This is a genomic window from Streptomyces sp. NPDC029526 (assembly GCF_040637405.1).
Classification (GTDB): Bacteria; Actinomycetota; Actinomycetes; order Streptomycetales; family Streptomycetaceae; genus Streptomyces.
The window spans coordinates 14,877-33,697 of sequence record NZ_JBEZWE010000007.1 but is presented as its reverse complement, the minus strand read 5'-3'; the positions used below and the strand labels follow the sequence as shown (position 1 = coordinate 33,697).

The following is an 18,821-nucleotide window of genomic DNA, read 5'->3' as shown; positions in this document are numbered from 1 at the left end:
AGCCCCCGACCGGGCTGCCCGGAGGCCAGGGCACACCCATCGGGATCGACGACCTTCTGGAACGGGTACGGGCCGGCTACGTGCGCGTCGGCCCGCACCCGGCCGCCGAGTCCGCCCGCACCGGCGAGGCCCTGCTGGTGGACATCCGGTACGCCGCCCTCCGGCAACGCGACGGGCTGATTCCCGGCGCCGTGCTCGTCGAGCGCAACGAGCTGGAGTGGCGGCTGGACCCGCAGGGCAGCCACCGCCTGCCCGAAGCGACGGGGCACGACCTACGCGTGATCCTGGTCTGCAACGAGGGTTACGCCTCCAGCCTCGCGGCGGAGTCACTGCACCGGCTGGGGCTGCACCGGGCCACCGATCTGGTCGGCGGCTTCCAGGCATGGCGGGCGGCGGGCCTGCCGGTGGTGGCTCCGGGCGGTTAGTGCGCACGCCGTCGGCTGCGGGTGCACCCCGGGCGGGCCCGGCCGTCGGCTACGGCGCCCGGCCCGGTCGCCGCTCTCCGCCGCGTCCACGCCCCGCCGGAGCAGTGCCGTGGCAGCGCGCCGGGGGACCGGGGGGCACGGCGGCCGCACGGCTGGGCGGGCACCGGAAGAGACGGACCGGCGGACCGGTGTCGCCCCGGACCGGCTTGAGGTGGCCGTACCCGTGGCCTCAGTCGGTGGCGTCCCCGAGGAAGTCCGTGTCCTCGCCCTCCTCCTCCAGCGCCTGCCGGACCACCCGCAGGGCGAGGCCCTCGGGGTAGCCCTTGCGGGCGAGCATGCCGGCGAGGCGGCGTATCCGCTTGTCGCGGTCCAGCCCACGGGTGGCGCGCAGCTTCCGAGCGACCAGCTCGCGGGCGGTGGTCTCCTCCTGCTCGGAGTCGAGCTGGGAGACGGCGGCGTCGATCAGCGTCGGATCGACGCCCTTGGTGCGCAGTTCCCGCGCGAGTGCGCGGCGGGCCAGGCCGCGTCCGTGGTGACGGGACTCCACCCAGGCGTCGGCGAAGGCACTGTCGTTGATCAGCCCGACCTCCTCGAACCGGGACAGCACTTCCTCGGCGGCCTCGTCCGGGATCTCCCGCTTGCGGAGGGCGTCGGCGAGCTGCTTCCGGGTACGCGGGGTCCCGGTGAGCAGGCGCAGGCAGATGGCCCTGGCCCGCTCGACCGGGTCCCGCGGAGGCTCCTCCCGCTCGGCCCTCGACGAGGAGGAGATGCCCCCGTCCTCCGCGGCCGCGTCGCCGAAGGTCCGGCGTCTGCGGCCGCGTCCACCGCCCGGCCCGCCGTCACGCGGGCCGCCCCCCCGTCGGCCGCGCGCCCGGCGCCGCCCGCCCCCTTCGGCGTCGCCGTGCGCGGACGGCCCGTCCGGCCTGTCCCAGTCGGCCTGCTCCGCGTCCGACTCGGTTCCCCGCGCAGGGGCACCGAGGGACCGGCCCCTGTGTTGCAGGCCCTCGTCCGGGACCGGACCGTCGCCGCCTCGTCCTCCCCCCGCGGGGGTTTCGGAGGCGGCGATGTCGTACTCGGCCCAGTCGGTCCGCCGGGTCACGGGTCAGCTCTTGGCCGCGGCGGCCTTGGACTTGGCCGCCTTGGCCGTGGGAGCGGGCACGGCGGCGGGTGCGGCCGGAGCCGCGGCTTCGGCGGCGTCCGTGCCGGCCTCGGCGGCAGGCTCCTCGGGCCGCACGCCGACGCCCAGCTTCTCCTTGATCTTCCGCTCGATCTCGTTGGCGAGGTCGGGGTTGTCCTTGAGGAAGTTGCGGGCGTTCTCCTTGCCCTGGCCCAGCTGGTCGCCCTCGTAGGTGTACCAGGCACCGGCCTTGCGGACGAAGCCGTGCTCCACGCCCATGTCGATCAGACCGCCCTCGCGGCTGATGCCCTGCCCGTAGAGGATGTCGAACTCGGCCTGCTTGAAGGGCGGCGCCACCTTGTTCTTGACGACCTTGCAGCGGGTCCGGTTGCCGACCGCCTCGGTGCCGTCCTTGAGCGTCTCGATCCGGCGGATGTCGATCCGCACGGAGGCGTAGAACTTCAGGGCGCGGCCACCGGTCGTGGTCTCGGGGGACCCGAACATCACGCCGATCTTCTCGCGGAGCTGGTTGATGAAGATCGCGGTGGTCTTGGACTGGTTGAGCGCGCTGGTGATCTTGCGCAGCGCCTGGCTCATCAGGCGGGCCTGGAGACCCACGTGGCTGTCGCCCATCTCGCCCTCGATCTCCGCCCGCGGGACGAGCGCGGCGACGGAGTCGATGACGATGAGGTCGAGGGCGCCCGAGCGGACCAGCATGTCCACGATTTCCAGCGCCTGCTCGCCGTTGTCCGGCTGCGACAGGATCAGGTTGTCGATGTCGACGCCGAGCTTCTTGGCGTACTCGGGGTCGAGGGCGTGCTCGGCGTCCACGAAGGCGACCTGGCCGCCGGCCTTCTGCGCGTTGGCCACCGCGTGCAGGGTCAGGGTCGTCTTGCCGGAGGACTCCGGTCCGTAGATCTCCACCACGCGGCCGCGCGGCAGGCCACCGACGCCGAGGGCGACGTCGAGCGCGGTCGACCCGGTCGGGATGACCTCGATGGGCTCCTTCGTCCGGTCGCCCATGCGCATGACCGCGCCCTTGCCGAATTGCCGTTCGATCTGTGCGAGAGCGGCGTCGAGCGCCTTCTCGCGGTCGGTTCCTGCCATGGGTTCCACCCGATTTGCTTGAGTCGATCGCTTCACGTCAAAGACGCTAGCGCCTGCCACTGACAATGCGCCCCGACGCACGTCCCGCCTGTGGACAACCGGGGTGCATATCCGTCCGAATCGGATCAGAACACCCGCCGTCGAGCCCCACCGGCACCCCCATAAGAATAGATGTTCGATTTCGGTGTCAAGCGCACCCGGGTCGTGTCGCGGAGCGGTGTTCACGCGTGTTCACGCCCCTCACAGCCCTCGCCCAGCTGCCGCAGAGCCCGTCGCGGGCGGCGGACGCGGACCCGTCGAAGCGGCCGGCGCGCCGCGGGAAGGCGACACGGAGGGCCGCCGCGGGCGCCCCAGGACCTGGCGCCCCGGGACCGGGCACCGCGCCCGCCCCACAGCACACGCCGGCGCGGACTCCCGCCCCTGCGCCCCGATCCGGCGTCAGGCTCAGCACTCAAGCCCGCAGGCTGCAGCCTGCAGCCGCAATGCGCAGCCCGCCCGCTGCTCAAGCCCGCAGCGCCGCCCGTCGTCCCGGCCCTGCCCTGCCCGGCCGCGCTAGCCGGGCCGCGCAGGCCCGACCGCGCAAGCCCGGCCGCTCAGGCATCCGGCGAGGACGACCCGTCGCGGTCGTCCTCGCCGGGGAGTGCGGCCCCCGGGCGGCGTCTCCACAGCCGTCCGACACCGCGGACGACCCCGCGTCCGGCGTCCGCCCCCCGGTGACCGTGCACGCGCGGGTCGTCGGTGACGTCGTACCGCTTCACGTACGCGCCCAGGAACGCCTGGAGCGTGGCGATGGCGGGGATGGCGATCAGGGCCCCGACGGCACCCAGCAGGGAGGTCCCCACGATGACGGAGCCGAAGGCGACCGCCGGGTGGATGTCGACCGTCTTCGAGGTCAGCTTGGGCTGCAGCACGTAGTTCTCGAACTGCTGGTAGATCACCACGAAGATCAGCACCCAGAGCGTGTACCAGGGGTTGACCGTGAAGGCGATCAGCATGGGCAGGGCGCCCGCGAGGTAGGTGCCGATGGTCGGGATGAACTGCGACACCAGGCCCACCCACACCGCCAGCACCGGCGCGTAGGGCACCTCGAGGAACTCCAGCAGTATGTAGTGCGCGCCCCCCGAGATCAGGGCCATGAGACCGCGCGAGTAGAGGTAGCCGCCGGTCTTGTTGACGGCGATCTCCCAGGCGCGCAGCACCTCGGCCTGCCGGGCGGGCGGCAGGACGGAGCAGATGGTGCGGCGCAGGCGGGGCCCATCGGCGGCGAAGTAGAACGAGAACAGCGCGATGGTCAGCAGCTGGAACAGCCCGCCGAGCACCTGCGCGGAGACGTCGAGGACACCGGTGGCGCTGTTCTGCACGTAGTTGCGCAGCCAGTCGGACCGCAGCAGCCCCTCCTGGATGTCCACGCGCCGCAGTTCGGTGTGGAAGTGGCCGTTGATCCAGTTGATCACGGAGTCGAGGTACTCCGGGAAGTCCTCGACGATCTTGATGATCTGTCCCGCGAGCATCGACCCGAGCAGGGTGACGAATCCCGCCGCCGCGACCAGCACGCCGAGGAACACCAGGAACGTCCCCAGGCCCCGGCGCACCCCGCGCCCCGCCATCCAGCTCACCGCCGGTTCGACGGCGAGCGCGAGGAAGAACGCGATGAGGATGTTGATCAGCAGGCCGGTCAGCTCGTGGAAGGCCCAGCTGCCCAGCTGGAACACGGCGATGAGGGCGAGCGCGAGCACCATGGCACGCGGCAGCCAGCGCGGCATGCCCGAGCCCGGCCGCCCGGCCACGGGGTCGGCCGGAGGGGGCCCGCCCGGAGGGTCGGCAGGGGTGGGTGCGCCGAGCGTCGGGGGGTGCGGGGCTGCCTGCCCGGCCTCGTCAGTGGGTGCCACGGATCAAGTTTCGCCCACCGTACCGACAGCCGTCTGCCGTCCTGCGGTCACTGTGACGATCAGCGCTTTTCCCGGGGGACGTCCATCACCGAGCAGACGACGTGCCAGACGTCCTTGGCGTCCCAGCCGGCCGCCAGTGCCTCGTGCACCGTGCGCCCGCCCAGCTCGGCCATGACGTGGTCGCGCGCGAAGGTGTCGGCGTAGCCCGCACCGAAGTGCTCCGCCATCCGCTGCCAGAAGACCGTCAACCGCATGCCACCAGTATCCCGCCTGCGGGGTGCCCCACGGCCGGGGCCACCGTCCGGAGCCGCTCCGCGCTCTACGGTCGGACCCATGGCCGACACGAGAGCTTCCGCAGCCCCGCCGTCCCCGGCACCCCCCATGTCCCGGACGCGCACCCCGCTCGCGCGGGCCGAGCGGTTCGTCTGGCTGACCGCCCGCGTGCTCGAACAGCGCCTGTTCGCCCACGACTTCCGGGGCGGGAGCGCCGACCCGGTGGAGACCGCCCTGGACGCCTACCGCAATCCCGACGGCGGCTACGGGCACGCCCTGGAGCCCGATCTGCGCGGTCCGGTCAGCCAGCCGCTGCACACCGCCCACGCCCTGCGCGTGCTGGACGCCGTGGACCGCTGCGGCGGCCGGCGCGCGGAGCAGGTGTGCCGCTACCTGACGTCGGTCTCCACCGCGGACGGTGCGCTCCCGGCCGTCCACCCCGTCCAGCGCAGCTACCCGACGGCACCCTTCGTGCCGGTGGTGGACGACCCGCCCAGCGAGCTGCTCGCCACCGGGCCGGTGGTGGGTCTGCTGCACCGCAACGAGGTGTGGCACGCCTGGCTGTTCCGCGCCACCGACTTCTGCTGGCACGCCGTCGAGAACCTGACGGAGTCCCACCCCTACGAGGTGCGGGCCGCCGTGTCCTTCCTGGACTCCGTCCCGGACCGTCCCCGCGCGCGGGCCGCGGCCGACCGGCTCGGCCGGCTGGTGCGCGGGCAGCGGCTCGCGGTGCTCGATCCGGACGACCGCGACAGCTGCCCGGTCGCTCCCGGCTACGCCCCCGGGGAGCACCACTTCCCGCACGACTACGCGCCCACCCCGCGCTCGCTCGCCCGGGCGTGGTTCACGGACGCGGAGATGGAGCGGTCGCTCGACTTCCTGGCGGCCGAACAGCAGGAGGACGGCGGCTGGCCGGTCCGGTGGCGCCCCTGGGCGCCGGCGCCCGCCCTGGAGTCCGGTCCCCTGGTGACGATCGACGCATTGCGCACCCTCCGGGCGTACGGGCGCTTCGTCGGCTGACGGGAGCCCTTGGGCACGCCCCGGAGTGTGCTCCGGGGCGCGTCGAGGCGCGGGAATCCGGGCCGCTCCCACCGAACCGACAGGACCTATAGGGCTGAGAGCCCCGACCGGACCGGTGGGGCCGCCGGGGCCCATGGGCCCCATGGAATCGATGGGTCTGACCCCCCGGCCTCCCCACAGCCCCCGCCCCCGAAGCCGCCCGAAGCCCCCAAGCCCCCAAAGCCCTGCCCACGCTCCCCGCGCCTCAGCCGCCCCCCACGGCCCGCACGCCCGCCGTCACCACGACGGCCGCCGCCACCACGACCAGGAAGGGAGCCCGCAGGACCAGGGCCACGGCCGCCGCGCCCAGCCCCGCCGCCCGCGCGTCCAGTACGAGGGCCTGCCCGTCGCCGAACGTCTGCTGGGCGGTGAGGGCGGCGAGCAGGGCGACCGGGACGAGTGCCGCGAGACGCCGCACGAGGGGCCGTTCGAGGACACCGGCCGGGACCATGAGACCGGCCAGCTTGACGGCGTAGCAGCCGAGGACGGTCACGCCGATGGCGATCCAGATGTTCAACGGTCCTCCTCCGACACCTCGTCCGGCGCACCGGCTCGCGGTGCGTCCGGCGCCCGGCGGTTCCGGGCGCCCAGGGCCCGGCCCCGCGCCCACAGCACGGCCGGCGCGGCGAGGGCGGCCACCAGGACCGGCACCCCGGCCGGCAGGACGGGCAGCAGACCCAGCCCCAGCAGGACGGCGAGCCCGGCCACCAGGCGTTCGGTGGTGGTGCGCAGCATCGGTGCGAGCAGCGCCAGGAACACCGCGGGGCCGGCCGCGTCCAGGCCCCACGCGGCGGTGTCGCCGATGGCCTCGGCACCGAGGGCGCCGAGCAGCGTGGTGAGGTTCCACAGCACGTACAGGCTCAGACCGGTCACCACGAAGCCCAGGCGGGCGCTGCGCCGGGTGGGCTGGGCGAGGGAGACGGCGGTCGTCTCGTCGATGACCCACTGGGCGGCGAACGGCCGCACCGCGCGCGGGAGGGCCAGCAGCTGGGACAGGCGCAGTCCGTAGAAGGCGTTGCGCACGCCCAGGAAGAACGCCCCGGCGGCGGCCGTGAACGGGCTGCCGCCCGCCGCGATGGCCCCCACCAGCGCGAACTGCGAGGCCCCGGTGAACACCAGCAGGCTCAGGACGCAGGTCTGGAGCAGGGTGAGCCCGCTGCCCGCCGAGGTCACGCCGAAGGCGAAGCCGGAGAGTCCGACCGCGACGCCGACGCCGAGGGCGTCCCGGACGACGGCGCTGTCGGGTTTCTCCTCCGCGGTGTCCGGAGGGTTCACTGCCACTGTCTGTTCTGCTGCCACACGCCGGACGGTAGGACGAGGCCGGGCGGTGCGTCTTGTACGTTCTTGCGCCCGCTTCGCAGCCCGGGCGTCCCGTTCCGTCCGGTCTGCTCGTTCCGTCCGGCCGGTTCGTTCCGTCCGGCGTTCAGCCGCTCGCGCTGGTAGGCGCCCGGCGGGACGCCGATCATGCGGCTGAAGTGCCGGTTCAGGTGCGGCTGGTCGGTGAAGCCGACCTCCACGGCGGCCTGGGAGGGCGCCGTCCCCGCGTCCAGCAGCCGCCGGGCGCGCCGCACCCGGGCGTCGGTGAGCCAGGTGTGCGGCGGCATGCCGTAGGCGTCCCGGAACGCCCGCAGCAGGGCGAACGGGCTGGTCCCGAGTTCGGCGGCCAGCCGCTGCAACGTCGGGGGCGCGGCCATCCGCTCCTCCAGCAGGGCCCGCGCGCGGGCCGCGGTCCGGGCGCCCGCGGTCCGCACCTCCCGGCGGGGGAGGTTGCCGCCGTTGCGCCGCAGCAGGCGGGTCACGACGACCTTCAGGAGGGTGTCGGCGGCGAGCGCGTTGCCCTCGTCGGTGGCCCGCAGCACCCGGTGGACCAGGCGCACCGTGTAGGGGTCGTCCAGGACCGGGGTCACGAAGCCGGGCGTGCCGCGCAGCGTGGTGGTCTCGGCGGCGATGGCGCCGACCACCTCGGGCGAGGGGTAGACGGCGCCGTACCGCCACCCCTCGGGGACGCCCGCACGGCCGGTGTGCGGGGTGTCCGGATTGACGAGGGCGAGGGACCCGGCACCGGCGTACTGGTCGCCGTCGCCGTGGTGGAAGACCTCCACGCCGTCGGCGATGGCGGCGATCACGAAGTGCTCGTGGGTGTGTCGGACGAACGTCTTGCGGATGTACCGGGCACGCAGCAGGTCGACACCGGGCAGTTCGTCGTACTGCCAGTGTCGTGCGCGCTCCCTGCCCGTTTCGGCCATACCGACATTGTCACGCCATCGCGGCCACGACCGCGCGGGCCCCCCGTGCCGTGGTCACGACCCCTCGGGCGCTCCGTCCAGGTCTGCGCCGTGCCCGCCGCGCGGGCGCGCAGCGTGCCGTCCGGGCAGCTCAGGGCCATTGTCGGTGCCCGGGTGCAGGATGGACGCATGGTCGGCTCTCCGCATCACGCCCTGGACGGCTTCTCCCCCGCGACCCGTGGCTGGTTCTCGGGGGCGTTCTCCGCGCCCACCGCGGCGCAGGCCGGGGCGTGGCGGGCCATCCACGAGGGGTCGGACGTGCTGGTCGTCGCCCCCACCGGCTCCGGCAAAACGCTGGCCGCGTTCCTCGCCGCCCTGGACCAGCTGGCGTCCACGCCGCCGCCCGCGGATCCCAGGAAGCGCTGCCGGGTGCTCTACGTCTCGCCGCTCAAGGCCCTGGCCGTCGACGTCGAGCGCAATCTGCGGAGCCCGCTGACCGGCATCCGGCAGGAGGCGGTGCGCCGCGGCATGCCCGAGCCCGAGGTGAAGGTCGGTATCCGTTCCGGTGACACCCCGCCCGCCGAGCGCCGCGCGCTGTCCACGCGCCCGCCGGACATCCTGATCACCACGCCGGAGTCCCTGTTCCTCATGCTGACGTCGGCCGCCCGCGACGCACTGTCGGGTGTGGAGACGGTGATCCTGGACGAGGTCCACGCGGTCGCGGGCACCAAGCGCGGCGCGCACCTGGCGCTGTCGCTGGAGCGGCTCGACGAGCTGCTGCCGGAGCCGGCCCGCCGCATCGGCCTGTCGGCGACGGTCCGCCCGGTCGACGAGGTGGCCCGGTTCCTCTCCCCGGGCCGCCGGGTGGAGACCGTCCAGCCGGAGTCGGGCAAGGAGTTCGACCTGTCCGTGGTGGTCCCGGTGGAGGACCTGGGCGAGCTGGGCGGCTCTCCCGTCGCCGACGGCTCGGAGGGCGCCGAGCGGCCGTCGATCTGGCCGCACGTCGAGGAGCGCATCACCGATCTGGTCCAGGCCCACCGGTCGACCATCGTCTTCGCGAACTCCCGCCGCCTGGCCGAGCGCCTGTGCAACCGGCTCAACGAGATCGCCTACGAGCGGGCCACCGGGGAGCCGCTGGACGAGCAGCACTCCCCCGCGGATCTGATGGGCGGTTCGGGAGCCGCCCAGGGCGCGCCGGCGGTCATCGCGCGGGCCCACCACGGCTCGGTGTCCAAGGAGCAGCGCGCCCAGGTCGAGGAGGACCTGAAGGCGGGCCGGCTGCCGGCCGTGGTCGCCACCTCCAGCCTCGAACTCGGCATCGACATGGGCGCCGTGGACCTCGTGGTGCAGGTGGAGTCGCCGCCGTCGGTGGCCTCCGGGCTCCAGCGGGTCGGACGCGCGGGCCACCAGGTGGGCGCGGTGTCCACGGGCGTGGTGTTCCCCAAGTACCGGGGCGACCTGGTCCAGGCGGCCGTGGTCACCGAGCGGATGCGTTCCGGTTCCATCGAGTCGCTGCGGGTCCCGGCCAACCCGCTGGACGTCCTCGCCCAGCAGATCGTCGCCATGACGGCCATGGACACCTGGCAGTTCGACGACCTTCTCGCCCTGGTCCGCAGGGCGGCGCCGTTCGCGTCCCTGCCGGAGTCGGCGTTCACGGGCGTCCTGGACATGCTGGCCGGCCGCTATCCGTCCGACGCGTTCGCCGAGCTGCGCCCGCGGGTGGTGTGGGACCGGGTGACGGGTGAGATCACCGGCCGCCCGGGCGCACAGCGCCTCGCCGTCACCTCCGGGGGCACCATCCCCGACCGGGGCCTGTTCGGGGTGTTCCTGGCGGGCGCCGACCCCAAGAAGGGCGGCGGCCGGGTCGGTGAGCTGGACGAGGAGATGGTCTACGAGTCCCGGGTGGGCGACGTGTTCACCCTGGGCACCAGCTCCTGGCGCATCGAGGACATCACCCGCGACCGCGTGCTGGTCTCCCCCGCTCCGGGGGTCCCCGGGCGGCTCCCCTTCTGGAAGGGCGACCAGCTGGGCCGCCCGCTGGAGCTGGGCCGCGCGGTGGGCGCGTTCCTGCGCGAGGTGGGGTCGCTGTCCGCGGAGGACGCCCGCCTGCGGCTGGTCGCGGCGGGGCTGGACGCCTGGGCCGCGGACAACGTCCTGGCATACCTCGCCGAGCAGCGCGAGGCGTGCGGCCACGTCCCGGACGACCGCACCATCGTCGTGGAACGCTTCCGTGACGAGCTGGGCGACTGGCGGGTCGTCGTGCACTCCCCGTTCGGCGCCCAGGTGCACGCCCCGTGGGCGCTCGCGCTGGGTGCGCGCCTGTCCGAGCGGTACGGCATGGACGCCCAGGTGATGCACGCCGACGACGGCATCGTGCTGCGGCTGCCGGACGCCGACCTGATGGGCCTGGACCTCCTCGACCAGGAACCGGCGCGGGCGGGCACCGCGTACGACGCGGACCAGGCGCCCGTCGGCGCTGCGGACGTCGTCTTCGACAAGGGCGAGGTCGACCAGGTCGTCACCGACCAGGTGGGCGGGTCGGCGCTGTTCGCGTCCCGGTTCCGGGAGTGCGCGGCCCGGGCGCTGCTGCTGCCGCGCCGCAACCCTGGCCGCCGCACGCCCCTGTGGCAGCAGCGGCAGCGCGCCTCCCAGCTGCTGCAGGTGGCCGGTGAGTTCGGCTCGTTCCCGATCGTCCTCGAAGCGGTCCGCGAGTGCCTCCAGGACGTCTTCGACGTGCCCGGGCTCGTGGAGCTGATGGGCGACCTGGAGGCGCGTACGGTGCGGCTGGTGGAGGTGACCACGCCCGAGCCGTCCCCCTTCGCCCGCTCCCTGCTGTTCGGGTACGTGGCGCAGTTCCTCTACGAGGGCGACTCGCCGCTCGCCGAGCGCCGCGCCGCCGCCCTGTCGCTGGACTCCCGGCTGCTGGCCGAGCTGCTCGGACAGGCGGAGCTGCGCGAACTGCTCGACGCCGACGTCCTGGCCGAGCTGGAGCGCGAGCTGCAGTGGCGCACCGAGGACCGGCGGGTGAAGGACGTCGAGGGCGTCGCCGACCTGCTGCGGATGCTCGGGCCGCTCACCGATGCCGAGCTGGCCGAACGGGGCGCCGAGCCGCAGTGGGCGCGGGAACTGGCGTCCGCGCGGCGCGCCATCCGGGTGCGCGTGGCCGGGGCGGACCACTGGGCGGCGATCGAGGACGCCGGACGGCTGCGGGACGCCCTGGGCACGGCGCTGCCGGTCGGGGTGCCGGAGGCGTTCACCGAACCGGTCCGGGACCCCCTCGGCGACCTCCTCGCCCGGTACGCGCGCACCCACGGCCCGTTCACCTCCGCCACCGCGGCGGCCCGCTTCGGCCTGGGGGTGGCCGTCACCGAGGGTGCGCTCCAGCGGCTCTCGGCGGCGGGCCGCATCGTGCAGGGCGAGTTCCATCCGGCCGGCATCGGCCAGGAGTGGTGCGACGCGGCCGTGCTGCGCAGGCTCCGCCGCCGGTCCCTGGCCGCCCTGCGGCACGAGCTGGAACCGGTGCCGCCGCAGGCGCTGGCCCAGTTCCTCCCCCAGTGGCAGCACATCGGCAAGGGGCACGCCCTGCGCGGCGTCGACGGCCTGGCGCGCGCGGTGGAGCAGTTGCAGGGGGCTTCGGTGCCCGCGTCCGCGCTGGAGAAGCTGGTGCTGCCGTCCCGCGTGGCGGGTTACACCCCGGCGATGCTGGACGAGCTGACCGCCGCGGGCGAGGTGGTGTGGGCCGGCGCCGGTTCGCTGCCGGGGAAGGACGGCTGGGTCTCGCTCCTCCTGGCGGACGCGGCTCCCCTGCTGTTGCCGCCGCCGCACCCGCTGGAGCTCACCGCGCTCCACGAATCCGTGCTGACCACCCTCGCCGGCGGCTACGGCCTGTTCTTCCGCCAGATCGCCGACCAGGTCCGTGCCACCACGCACCCCGAGGCCACCGACCCGCAACTGGCCGACGCCCTGTGGGACCTGGCCTGGTCGGGGCGGCTGACCAACGACACGCTCGGTCCCCTGCGCGCCCTGCTGGGCTCCGGCCGCACCGCCGGCTCCACGGCCCACCGCGCCAAGCGCCAGGTCCCGCGCGGGCGCTACGGCTCGCTCACCGCCGCCGCCCGCAGCAGCGCGCGCACCGGCCCGCCCACCGTCGGCGGCCGCTGGTCCCTGCTGCCGGACCGCGAACCGGACCCCACGGTGCGCGCCCACGCGCTGGCCCGCACCCTGCTGGACCGGCACGGCGTGGTGACCCGCGGCGCCGTCGGCGCGGAGGGCGTCGAGGGCGGCTTCTCGGCGGTCTACCGCATCCTGGCCGCCTTCGAGGAGACCGGGCAGGCGCGGCGCGGATACGTGGTGGAAGGGCTCGGCGCCGCCCAGTTCGCGATGGACGGCGCGGTCGACCGCCTCCGCGCGGCGGCCAACGCCCGCGACCGGGGCGACGCCGCCCCCGCGCCCCCCGGCCCGGACCCGTTCGCCGCTCCGGGGGCCGTCGGCGCCCACGACGCGTTCCCGGCCACCGCCGGCCCGCCCGGATTCCCGGCCGGGCCCGGCCCCTGGGAGCCCGAATCCGACGGGGTCGACCGCCCGGCTCCCGGTGACTACGTCTCCCCGCGCGACCGCCCCCGGCAGCCGGCCCCACCACCCTGGCAGGACGGCGGGCGCTCCTCGTACGACCCGTTCGCCGGCCGTCGCACCGGGCCGGACACAGCGTCCCGGGCCGTGGTCCTCGCCGCCGCGGACCCAGCGAACGCCTACGGGGCGGCCCTGGGCTGGCCCGAGCCGCCGGACGGCGCCGGCCACAAACCGGGCCGCAAGGCCGGTGCGCTGGTGGTGCTGGTCGACGGGGAGCTGACCCTCTACATGGAACGGGGCGGCAAGACCCTGCTGGCCTGGCCCGCCGACCCGGGCGGTGAGCCGGCCGACGATCCCCGTCTGCCGGCCGCCGCGCGGGCCCTGGCGGAGGCCGCCCGGGCGGGCTCCCTCGGCACGGTCACGGTCGAGCGCGTCAACGGCGCCCCGTCCCTGACCTCCCCGCTCGGCCCGCTCCTGGAGGGCGCCGGCTTCATCGCCACGCCCCGCGGGCTGCGCCTGCGCCCCTGACCGGCGGCAGGGGCGGCGACCGGCGTGCCACTCTGGACCCATGCCCGAAGGAGACACGGTCCTGCAGGCCGCGAAACGACTGGACACCGCCCTGGCCGGCCGGGTGCTGGTCCGCAGCGACCTGCGCGTGCCCCGCTTCGCCACCGCCGACCTCACCGGCCGGACGGTCCTGGACGTCACCGCGCGCGGCAAGCACCTGCTGACCCGGATCGAGGGCGGTCTGACCCTGCACTCGCACCTGCGGATGGACGGCTCCTGGCGGGTGTTCGAGCCCGGGCAGCGCTGGAACGGGGGCCCGGCCCACCAGATCCGGGCGATCCTGGCCAACGCCGACCGCGCGGCCGTCGGCTACCGCCTGCCCGTACTGGAGCTGCTGCGCACCGCCGAGGAGGAGCGGGTCGTGGGCCACCTCGGGCCGGACCTCCTCGGCCCCGACTGGGACCCCGACGTGGCGCTGGCCAACCTGCTCAAGGACCCGGACCGACCGCTGGGCGAGGCTCTGCTGGACCAGCGCAACCTCGCCGGCATCGGCAACGTGTACAAGAGCGAGCTGTGCTTCCTGCTCGGTGTCACCCCGTGGCTGCCCGCCGGGCAGCTCCCCGCCGACCGCGCCGCCCGGCTGGTCCGCCTCGCGCGGGAGCTGCTGGAGTACAACCGCGAACGCCCGGTCCGCACCACCACCGGCCGACGGGGCGAGGACCTGTACGTGTACGGCCGCCGGCGCCGTCCCTGCCGACGCTGCGGCACCCCGATCCGGGTCGCGGAGCAGGGCGACGGCTCCCGCGAGCGCCCCACCTACTGGTGCCCCGTCTGCCAACCCGGCCCGGCCCCGACCGGCTGACGCAACCGACGGCCTGTCAGGGGGCGCCGAAGGCGCACCTGCACGCCGCTCACACCGCGACGCCGGGCTTCCGCGGCCGGCAACACGGCTCACGACCTCACGTGGACCCCGACTCGTGGTACCCCGCCGACAGCCACCGCGGTCACAACCGCCGATCCGGCCGGCCGCCCGCTACGGAAGCTCGGGCCGAGGTGCGACGTCCGTCCCCACGGTCTCCCGTCACCGGGCTCACCACGGTCTCCCGTCGCCGGCCCCACCCCGCTCTCGCGTCACCGGCCCCGCCACGGTCTCCCGTCACCGGCTGCTCCCTCGCCGGAACGGGTACCTCCCCACTCCGCACCGCCCGCCGCGGGGCCCCCGCGCCTCCCGGCGTTCCAGGCCCGCCGCCATCGTCCGGCCGGGAGGGCACCCTCCGCGTCCGCCTTCGGCACGCAGTGCACCGGCAACACGCTCAGCCCCCAGCCACCGGCCGCGACGGCACCCTCCAGGACGCCCGCGTCGGGCGCGAACACCAGCCGGGCCACCGCCCAGCACCACAGGACGCCCAGCCCCGCGGCGGCCCCCCGGCGCACTATGTGCCCGGTCACGGCCGCCACCTCCCACCCGGAGCACGCCGCCCGCCCGCGGGTCCGCCGGCGCGTCCGTGGCGCCGCCGCGGGTCCACGGCGGGGCCGGAGGGGGTCCCGCTCAGCCGTTCCCGGCCTGGAACATCCAGCGCTGCTTCTCGAGGTCCGCGGTCACGGCGATGAGGATGTCCTGGCTCACCGGATCCGCCTCCTCGGTCGACGCCACCCGTTCCCGCATCCGGGCGATCACCGCGCCCAGCGCGTCCACCAGCGCGCCCACGGCGGCCGAGTCGTCGACCCAGCCCTCCGGCGTCACCCCGATTCCGCTGCCGACCGCGACCGTGGCGGCCCGCCCGTCGGGCGAGACACCGAGCGCCGCGGCGCGTTCCGCGACCGTGTCGGAATGGGTGCGGGCGACCGTGACCACCTCGTCGAGCTGGAGGTGCACCGAGCGGAACCGCGGCCCGACGACGTTCCAGTGGATCTGCTTGGCCACCAGCGACAGGTCCACCAGGTCGACGAGCGCACCCTGCAGCGCCTCGGACACGGTCTTCAGGTTGGCATCGGACAACGGACTCTTCACGACGTACATCCGCACCTCCGGGGTCACCCCCACCGTCTTCTCCCTCAACGATGACCGCCACCCGGCATACCGGCAAACGCACACTCGGGCCGCCGCGGGCGGGTCCGGACAAGCGAAAACCCCGGCGGCACCTTCCCGGAAGTCCCGGAAAGGCCCCTACCGGGGCATCTCTGAGCGTCACGCCCCACGGGCGTGCGCCACCGCGGTCAGGCGGCGACGACGTCCACCGCTTCGGCGGGCGCCTTGATGGTCACCCGTTCCGGCGGCACACCGGTCACCGATACGGAGCCGAGCATCGGACGCACCGGCGTGGTGACGGGCTCGCTGGGGGTCGCTGCAGCAGACTGGGCCAGCTCCGCGAGGGCGAGCTCGTCGCTCACTTCCCGCATGAGCTCGGACATCCGTACGTCCAGCGCGTCGCAGATGGCGGAGAGCAGCTCGGAGGAAGCCTCCTTCTGCCCCCGCTCCACCTCGGAGAGATAGCCGAGTGAGACTCGGGCGGACGAGGAGACTTCGCGCAGAGTACGGCCCTGGCGCTGGCGCTGCCGACGCAGCACGTCACCCAGCAGGCGACGGAGCAGAATCATCGGTGGCTCCCTCCTCGGACCGTGTAGCCGCATCCTTCTCGCCCCACCGTACCGCCTCGCGCCGCGGCCGTGCGGGGAGCGATGTCGTGTTCACTCTGGGCTGCAAACATCAAAACCCCCCGTTCCGTTCCGTATCCTGTGCCCGCTCATTTCCGGTCTGTTCGTCCGCAAGCTCCCTCAGGAGCAGTGCGAGTACGCTGCGTACACTCTCCATACGAATTTCCGCGCGGCCGCCGTTCAACCGCAGTCGCTCCACTTTTCCGTCGGCGAGGGAATCAGAACCGGTCCCGGAGGGTCCGTGGACGGCCACGAACACCGTCCCGACCTCCTGCCCGTCCTGAGGATCGGGGCCCGCCACTCCGGTCGTGGCGATGCCCCAGTCGGCGCCCAGCGCCCTGCGCACACCCGCTGCCATGCCCGCCGCGACCTGCGGATCCACGGCACCGCGCGCTGCCAGCAGGGCGTCGTCGACGCCGAGCAGTCGGTGCTTCAGGTCGGTGGCGTAGGCCGTCACCGACCCCCGGAAGACCCGGGATGCCCCGGGGACGGCGGTGATCTCCGCCGCCACCAGGCCGCCCGTCAGCGACTCGGCCACGGCCAGCGTCCCGCCGTTCACTGTGAGGAGTCGCACCACCTGGGCGGCCGTCGAACTCACGCTTCCTTCTCCTCCAACGACGCACGGCGCTCGGCCATTCCCCGCCTGCGCAGGATCACCGCTTGGCGCACGTAGTCCAGGCCGGTGGCGACGGTCAACACCACGGCCGCGGCCATCACCCAGAAGCGCAGCGTCGCCAGCGGCCCCGTCAGCGCCAGGACGTACATGCCGACGGCCACGCCCTGGGTGAGCGTCTTCAGCTTGCCGCCGCGGCTGGCCGGGATGACCCCGTAGCGGATGACCAGGAAACGCAGCAGGGTGATGCCGAGTTCCCGGCCGAGGATGACGCCGGTGACCCACCACGGCAGATCACCCAGCGCCGAGAGACAGATCAGCGCCGCCCCCATGATCGCCTTGTCGGCGATGGGGTCGGCGATCTTCCCGAAGTCGGTGACCAGGTTGTAGGTGCGGGCCAGATGACCGTCGAACAGGTCGGTGATCATGGCGATCGCGAAGGCCGCCCAGGCGAGCGACCGCCAGGCCGGGTCGTAGCCGCCGTCGGCCAGCATCAGCATGACGAAGGCCGGGACCAGCAGCAGCCGGAGCATGGTCAGCAGGTTGGCGATGTTCCAGACACTGGCCTGGTTCACGGCCGCCGCGGTGATCTTCCCGCCGCGGGCGCGCGTGCCGGCGTCGTCGGCCGGGCGGTCGGCCGCGCCGGAGGCGCTCGCCCCGCCGCCCGGCAGCCGGTCGGTCCCCGGTGCCGCGTCCCCGGCCCTGCGGGCCACCGGACGTCCGGCCACCGGCCCCGGGACCGCTCCCGGGGCGGCATTCGCCGCCGCCGGCCTCCTCGCGCCGGAGGGGCCGCCTGCCGCGGATGCCGGGGCGCCCGTCATCTGCCCGCCTCCTCGATGTGTGCGAGCGAGCCCTGGAACAGCGGCTCGGCCACCAGGTCGACACCCTCGGTGCCCACCACCTTCGCCTCGACCATACGGCCGACCCGCACACCCTCGCCGCTCGTGAGCAGCACCTGGCCGTCCGTCTCCGGAGCCTGGTGCGCGGCACGGCCGTACACACCCTCCTCCTCGTCGACGGACTCCACCAGCACGTGCACGGTCTCGCCGACGCGCTCCTCGGCGCGCTGCGAGACCAGTTCCTCGGCCAGCCGGGAGACCCGCGCGAGCCGCTCGGCGACGACGTCCTCGTCCAGCTTGCGGTCGTACGTCGCCGCCTCGGTGCCTTCCTCGTCGGAGTAGCCGAAGACGCCGATGGCGTCCAGGCGCGCGTGGTTGAGGAAACGCTCCAGCTCGGCCAGGTCGGCCGCGGACTCGCCGGGGAAGCCGACGATGAAGTTGGAGCGCACGCCCGCCTGGGGCGCCTTGCTCCGGATGGTGTCGAGCAGCTCCAGGAAGCGGTCGGTGTCACCGAAGCGGCGCATGGCGCGCAGCACGCCGGGCGCGGAGTGCTGGAAGGACAGGTCGAAGTAGGGGGCGACCTTCGGGGTGGAGGTCAGCACGTCGATCAGCCCCGGGCGCATCTCGGCGGGCTGGAGGTAGCTGACCCGCACCCGCTCCAGGCCGTCGACCTCCGCCAGCTCGGGCAGCAGCGACTCCAGCAGGCGGATGTCGCCGAGGTCCTTGCCGTAGGAGGTGTTGTTCTCGGAGACCAGCATGATCTCCTTCACGCCCTGCTCGGCCAGCCAGCGGGTCTCGTTGAGCACGTCGCTGGGGCGGCGGGAGATGAAGGAGCCGCGGAAGGAGGGGATGGCGCAGAAGGAGCAGCGCCGGTCGCAGCCCGACGCGAGCTTCACCGAGGCCACCGGTGCCCCGTCCAGCCGGCGGCGCAGGGGCGCCCGGGGGCCAGAAGCGGGCGCGAGGCCGTCGGGGAGGTCGGCCGGTGCGTGGCCCGGGAGCGCGACGGCGGCGGCGGAGTCCTGCCGCTCGGCCGGGCTGATCGGCAGCAGCTTGCGCCGGTCGCGCGGGGTGTGGGAGGCGTGGATGCCGCCGTTCAGGATGGTCTGGAGGCGGTCGGAGATGTCGGCGTAGTCGTCGAAGCCGAGCACGCCGTCCGCCTCGGGGAGGGCGTCGGCGAGTTCCTTGCCGTATCGCTCGGCCATGCAGCCCACCGCGACGACGGCCTGCGTTCTCCCGTGGCCCTTGAGGTCGTTGGCCTCCAGGAGGGCGTCGACGGAGTCCTTCTTGGCCGCCTCGACGAAGCCACAGGTGTTCACGACCGCGACGTCGGCGGCCTCGGCGTTCTCCACGAGCTGCCAGCCGTCCGCCTCCAAACGGCCTGCGAGCTCCTCCGAGTCCACCTCGTTACGGGCGCAGCCAAGGGTGACGAGTGCGACGGTACGGCGTTCAGGCATGGGCTCAAGACTACTTCGTCCCGGCGTCGCCCCCCGCCGACGGGGTTGGCCGCTGCCGGCCGGGTCCGTCGGCGGGGCGCTCCCCCGGG

The 18,821-nt window shown here is 74.3% G+C and carries 17 protein-coding genes; 4 read left to right on the top strand and 13 right to left on the bottom strand.

Going from position 1 to position 18,821, the window contains the following annotated elements; translation table 11 throughout:
- Positions 1 to 14: 14 nt before the first annotated feature.
- A complete protein-coding gene (locus AB0F01_RS17850) occupies positions 15 to 425 on the top strand; it encodes a rhodanese-like domain-containing protein (protein WP_362096639.1) in 411 nt (136 codons plus the stop codon).
- 229 nt (positions 426 to 654) lie between these two features.
- Here the strand turns inward: AB0F01_RS17850 and recX are convergent, their stop codons facing one another.
- From recX to AB0F01_RS17830, 4 genes are all read right to left on the bottom strand, one after another.
- On the bottom strand, positions 655 to 1,524 hold the full coding sequence (gene recX, locus AB0F01_RS17845) for a recombination regulator RecX (RefSeq protein WP_362096118.1): 870 nt from the start codon (positions 1,522 to 1,524) through the stop codon (positions 655 to 657).
- A 3-nt stretch (positions 1,525 to 1,527) separates the two neighbouring features.
- On the bottom strand, positions 1,528 to 2,649 hold the full coding sequence (gene recA / locus AB0F01_RS17840; protein ID WP_362096116.1) for a recombinase RecA: 1,122 nt from the start codon (positions 2,647 to 2,649) through the stop codon (positions 1,528 to 1,530).
- A gap of 593 nt (positions 2,650 to 3,242) precedes the next feature.
- Positions 3,243 to 4,412: an AI-2E family transporter gene (locus AB0F01_RS17835; protein WP_362096636.1), complete on the bottom strand. Its 1,170-nt coding sequence runs from the start codon at positions 4,410 to 4,412 to the stop codon at positions 3,243 to 3,245.
- Between the two features lie 185 nt (positions 4,413 to 4,597).
- Positions 4,598 to 4,792 carry a DUF3046 domain-containing protein gene (locus AB0F01_RS17830; protein ID WP_362096114.1) on the bottom strand — a complete coding sequence of 65 codons (195 nt, stop codon included), beginning with the start codon at positions 4,790 to 4,792 and terminating at the stop codon, positions 4,598 to 4,600.
- A gap of 79 nt (positions 4,793 to 4,871) precedes the next feature.
- Between AB0F01_RS17830 and AB0F01_RS17825 the strand changes: the two genes are divergently transcribed.
- Positions 4,872 to 5,831 (top strand): hypothetical protein, encoded by a 960-nt coding sequence (locus tag AB0F01_RS17825; RefSeq protein ID WP_362096111.1) that lies wholly within the window; start codon positions 4,872 to 4,874, stop codon positions 5,829 to 5,831.
- A 244-nt stretch (positions 5,832 to 6,075) separates the two neighbouring features.
- Here AB0F01_RS17825 and AB0F01_RS17820 read toward each other — a convergent pair whose 3' ends face one another.
- Genes AB0F01_RS17820 through AB0F01_RS17810 form a run of 3 tightly spaced genes read right to left on the bottom strand, consistent with a single transcriptional unit; the run spans position 6,076 to position 8,116 of the window.
- Positions 6,076 to 6,387, bottom strand: a complete 312-nt coding sequence (locus tag AB0F01_RS17820; RefSeq protein WP_362096109.1) for an AzlD domain-containing protein — start codon at positions 6,385 to 6,387, stop codon at positions 6,076 to 6,078.
- A complete protein-coding gene (locus tag AB0F01_RS17815) occupies positions 6,384 to 7,169 on the bottom strand; it encodes an AzlC family ABC transporter permease (RefSeq protein ID WP_362096107.1) in 786 nt (261 codons plus the stop codon). Before AB0F01_RS17815 ends, AB0F01_RS17820 begins: the two co-directional genes overlap by 4 nt.
- A complete protein-coding gene (locus tag AB0F01_RS17810) occupies positions 7,142 to 8,116 on the bottom strand; it encodes an AraC family transcriptional regulator (protein WP_362096104.1) in 975 nt (324 codons plus the stop codon). The genes AB0F01_RS17815 and AB0F01_RS17810 overlap by 28 nt, the downstream gene beginning before the upstream one ends.
- 168 nt (positions 8,117 to 8,284) lie before the next feature.
- Between AB0F01_RS17810 and AB0F01_RS17805 the strand changes: the two genes are divergently transcribed.
- Entirely contained in the window at positions 8,285 to 13,192 is a 4,908-nt protein-coding gene (locus tag AB0F01_RS17805) for an ATP-dependent helicase (protein ID WP_362096101.1), read from the top strand.
- Positions 13,193 to 13,232: 40 nt separating this feature from the next.
- On the top strand, positions 13,233 to 14,033 hold the full coding sequence (locus AB0F01_RS17800; protein WP_362096098.1) for a DNA-formamidopyrimidine glycosylase family protein: 801 nt from the start codon (positions 13,233 to 13,235) through the stop codon (positions 14,031 to 14,033).
- 269 nt (positions 14,034 to 14,302) lie between these two features.
- Here the strand turns inward: AB0F01_RS17800 and AB0F01_RS17795 are convergent, their stop codons facing one another.
- The 6 genes from AB0F01_RS17795 to rimO all read right to left on the bottom strand — a co-directional run bounded on the left by AB0F01_RS17795 (position 14,303) and on the right by rimO (position 18,732).
- Positions 14,303 to 14,620 (bottom strand): hypothetical protein, encoded by a 318-nt coding sequence (locus AB0F01_RS17795; RefSeq protein WP_362096095.1) that lies wholly within the window; start codon positions 14,618 to 14,620, stop codon positions 14,303 to 14,305.
- A 100-nt stretch (positions 14,621 to 14,720) separates the two neighbouring features.
- Positions 14,721 to 15,191, bottom strand: a complete 471-nt coding sequence (locus tag AB0F01_RS17790; RefSeq protein ID WP_362096633.1) for a DNA starvation/stationary phase protection protein — start codon at positions 15,189 to 15,191, stop codon at positions 14,721 to 14,723.
- 197 nt (positions 15,192 to 15,388) lie between these two features.
- Complete coding sequence (locus AB0F01_RS17785; RefSeq protein ID WP_164347000.1) at positions 15,389 to 15,769, bottom strand: helix-turn-helix transcriptional regulator; 381 nt, start codon at positions 15,767 to 15,769, stop codon at positions 15,389 to 15,391.
- A gap of 109 nt (positions 15,770 to 15,878) precedes the next feature.
- Positions 15,879 to 16,424: a CinA family protein gene (locus AB0F01_RS17780; RefSeq protein WP_362096092.1), complete on the bottom strand. Its 546-nt coding sequence runs from the start codon at positions 16,422 to 16,424 to the stop codon at positions 15,879 to 15,881.
- Positions 16,421 to 17,260, bottom strand: coding sequence for a CDP-diacylglycerol--glycerol-3-phosphate 3-phosphatidyltransferase (pgsA, locus tag AB0F01_RS17775; RefSeq protein WP_362096089.1), 840 nt, complete (start codon positions 17,258 to 17,260; stop codon positions 16,421 to 16,423). Before pgsA ends, AB0F01_RS17780 begins: the two co-directional genes overlap by 4 nt.
- Positions 17,257 to 18,732, bottom strand: coding sequence for a 30S ribosomal protein S12 methylthiotransferase RimO (rimO, locus tag AB0F01_RS17770; protein ID WP_362096086.1), 1,476 nt, complete (start codon positions 18,730 to 18,732; stop codon positions 17,257 to 17,259). Before rimO ends, pgsA begins: the two co-directional genes overlap by 4 nt.
- Positions 18,733 to 18,821 lie beyond the last annotated feature (89 nt).

Excerpts from the sequence above, each read along its gene's own strand:
- AB0F01_RS17785 (WP_164347000.1), bottom strand. The coding sequence starts at position 15,769 with ATGATTCTGCTCCGTCGCCTGCTGGGTGACGTGCTGCGTCGGCAGCGC.
- AB0F01_RS17805 (WP_362096101.1), top strand. The coding sequence starts at position 8,285 with ATGGTCGGCTCTCCGCATCACGCCCTGGACGGCTTCTCCCCCGCGACC.
- AB0F01_RS17835 (WP_362096636.1), bottom strand. The coding sequence starts at position 4,412 with ATGCCGCGCTGGCTGCCGCGTGCCATGGTGCTCGCGCTCGCCCTCATC.
- AB0F01_RS17800 (WP_362096098.1), top strand. The coding sequence starts at position 13,233 with ATGCCCGAAGGAGACACGGTCCTGCAGGCCGCGAAACGACTGGACACC.
- AB0F01_RS17810 (WP_362096104.1), bottom strand. The coding sequence starts at position 8,116 with ATGGCCGAAACGGGCAGGGAGCGCGCACGACACTGGCAGTACGACGAA.
- AB0F01_RS17790 (WP_362096633.1), bottom strand. The coding sequence starts at position 15,191 with ATGTACGTCGTGAAGAGTCCGTTGTCCGATGCCAACCTGAAGACCGTG.
- AB0F01_RS17825 (WP_362096111.1), top strand. The coding sequence starts at position 4,872 with ATGGCCGACACGAGAGCTTCCGCAGCCCCGCCGTCCCCGGCACCCCCC.
- AB0F01_RS17830 (WP_362096114.1), bottom strand. The coding sequence starts at position 4,792 with ATGCGGTTGACGGTCTTCTGGCAGCGGATGGCGGAGCACTTCGGTGCG.
- rimO (WP_362096086.1), bottom strand. The coding sequence starts at position 18,732 with ATGCCTGAACGCCGTACCGTCGCACTCGTCACCCTTGGCTGCGCCCGT.
- recA (WP_362096116.1), bottom strand. The coding sequence starts at position 2,649 with ATGGCAGGAACCGACCGCGAGAAGGCGCTCGACGCCGCTCTCGCACAG.
- pgsA (WP_362096089.1), bottom strand. The coding sequence starts at position 17,260 with ATGACGGGCGCCCCGGCATCCGCGGCAGGCGGCCCCTCCGGCGCGAGG.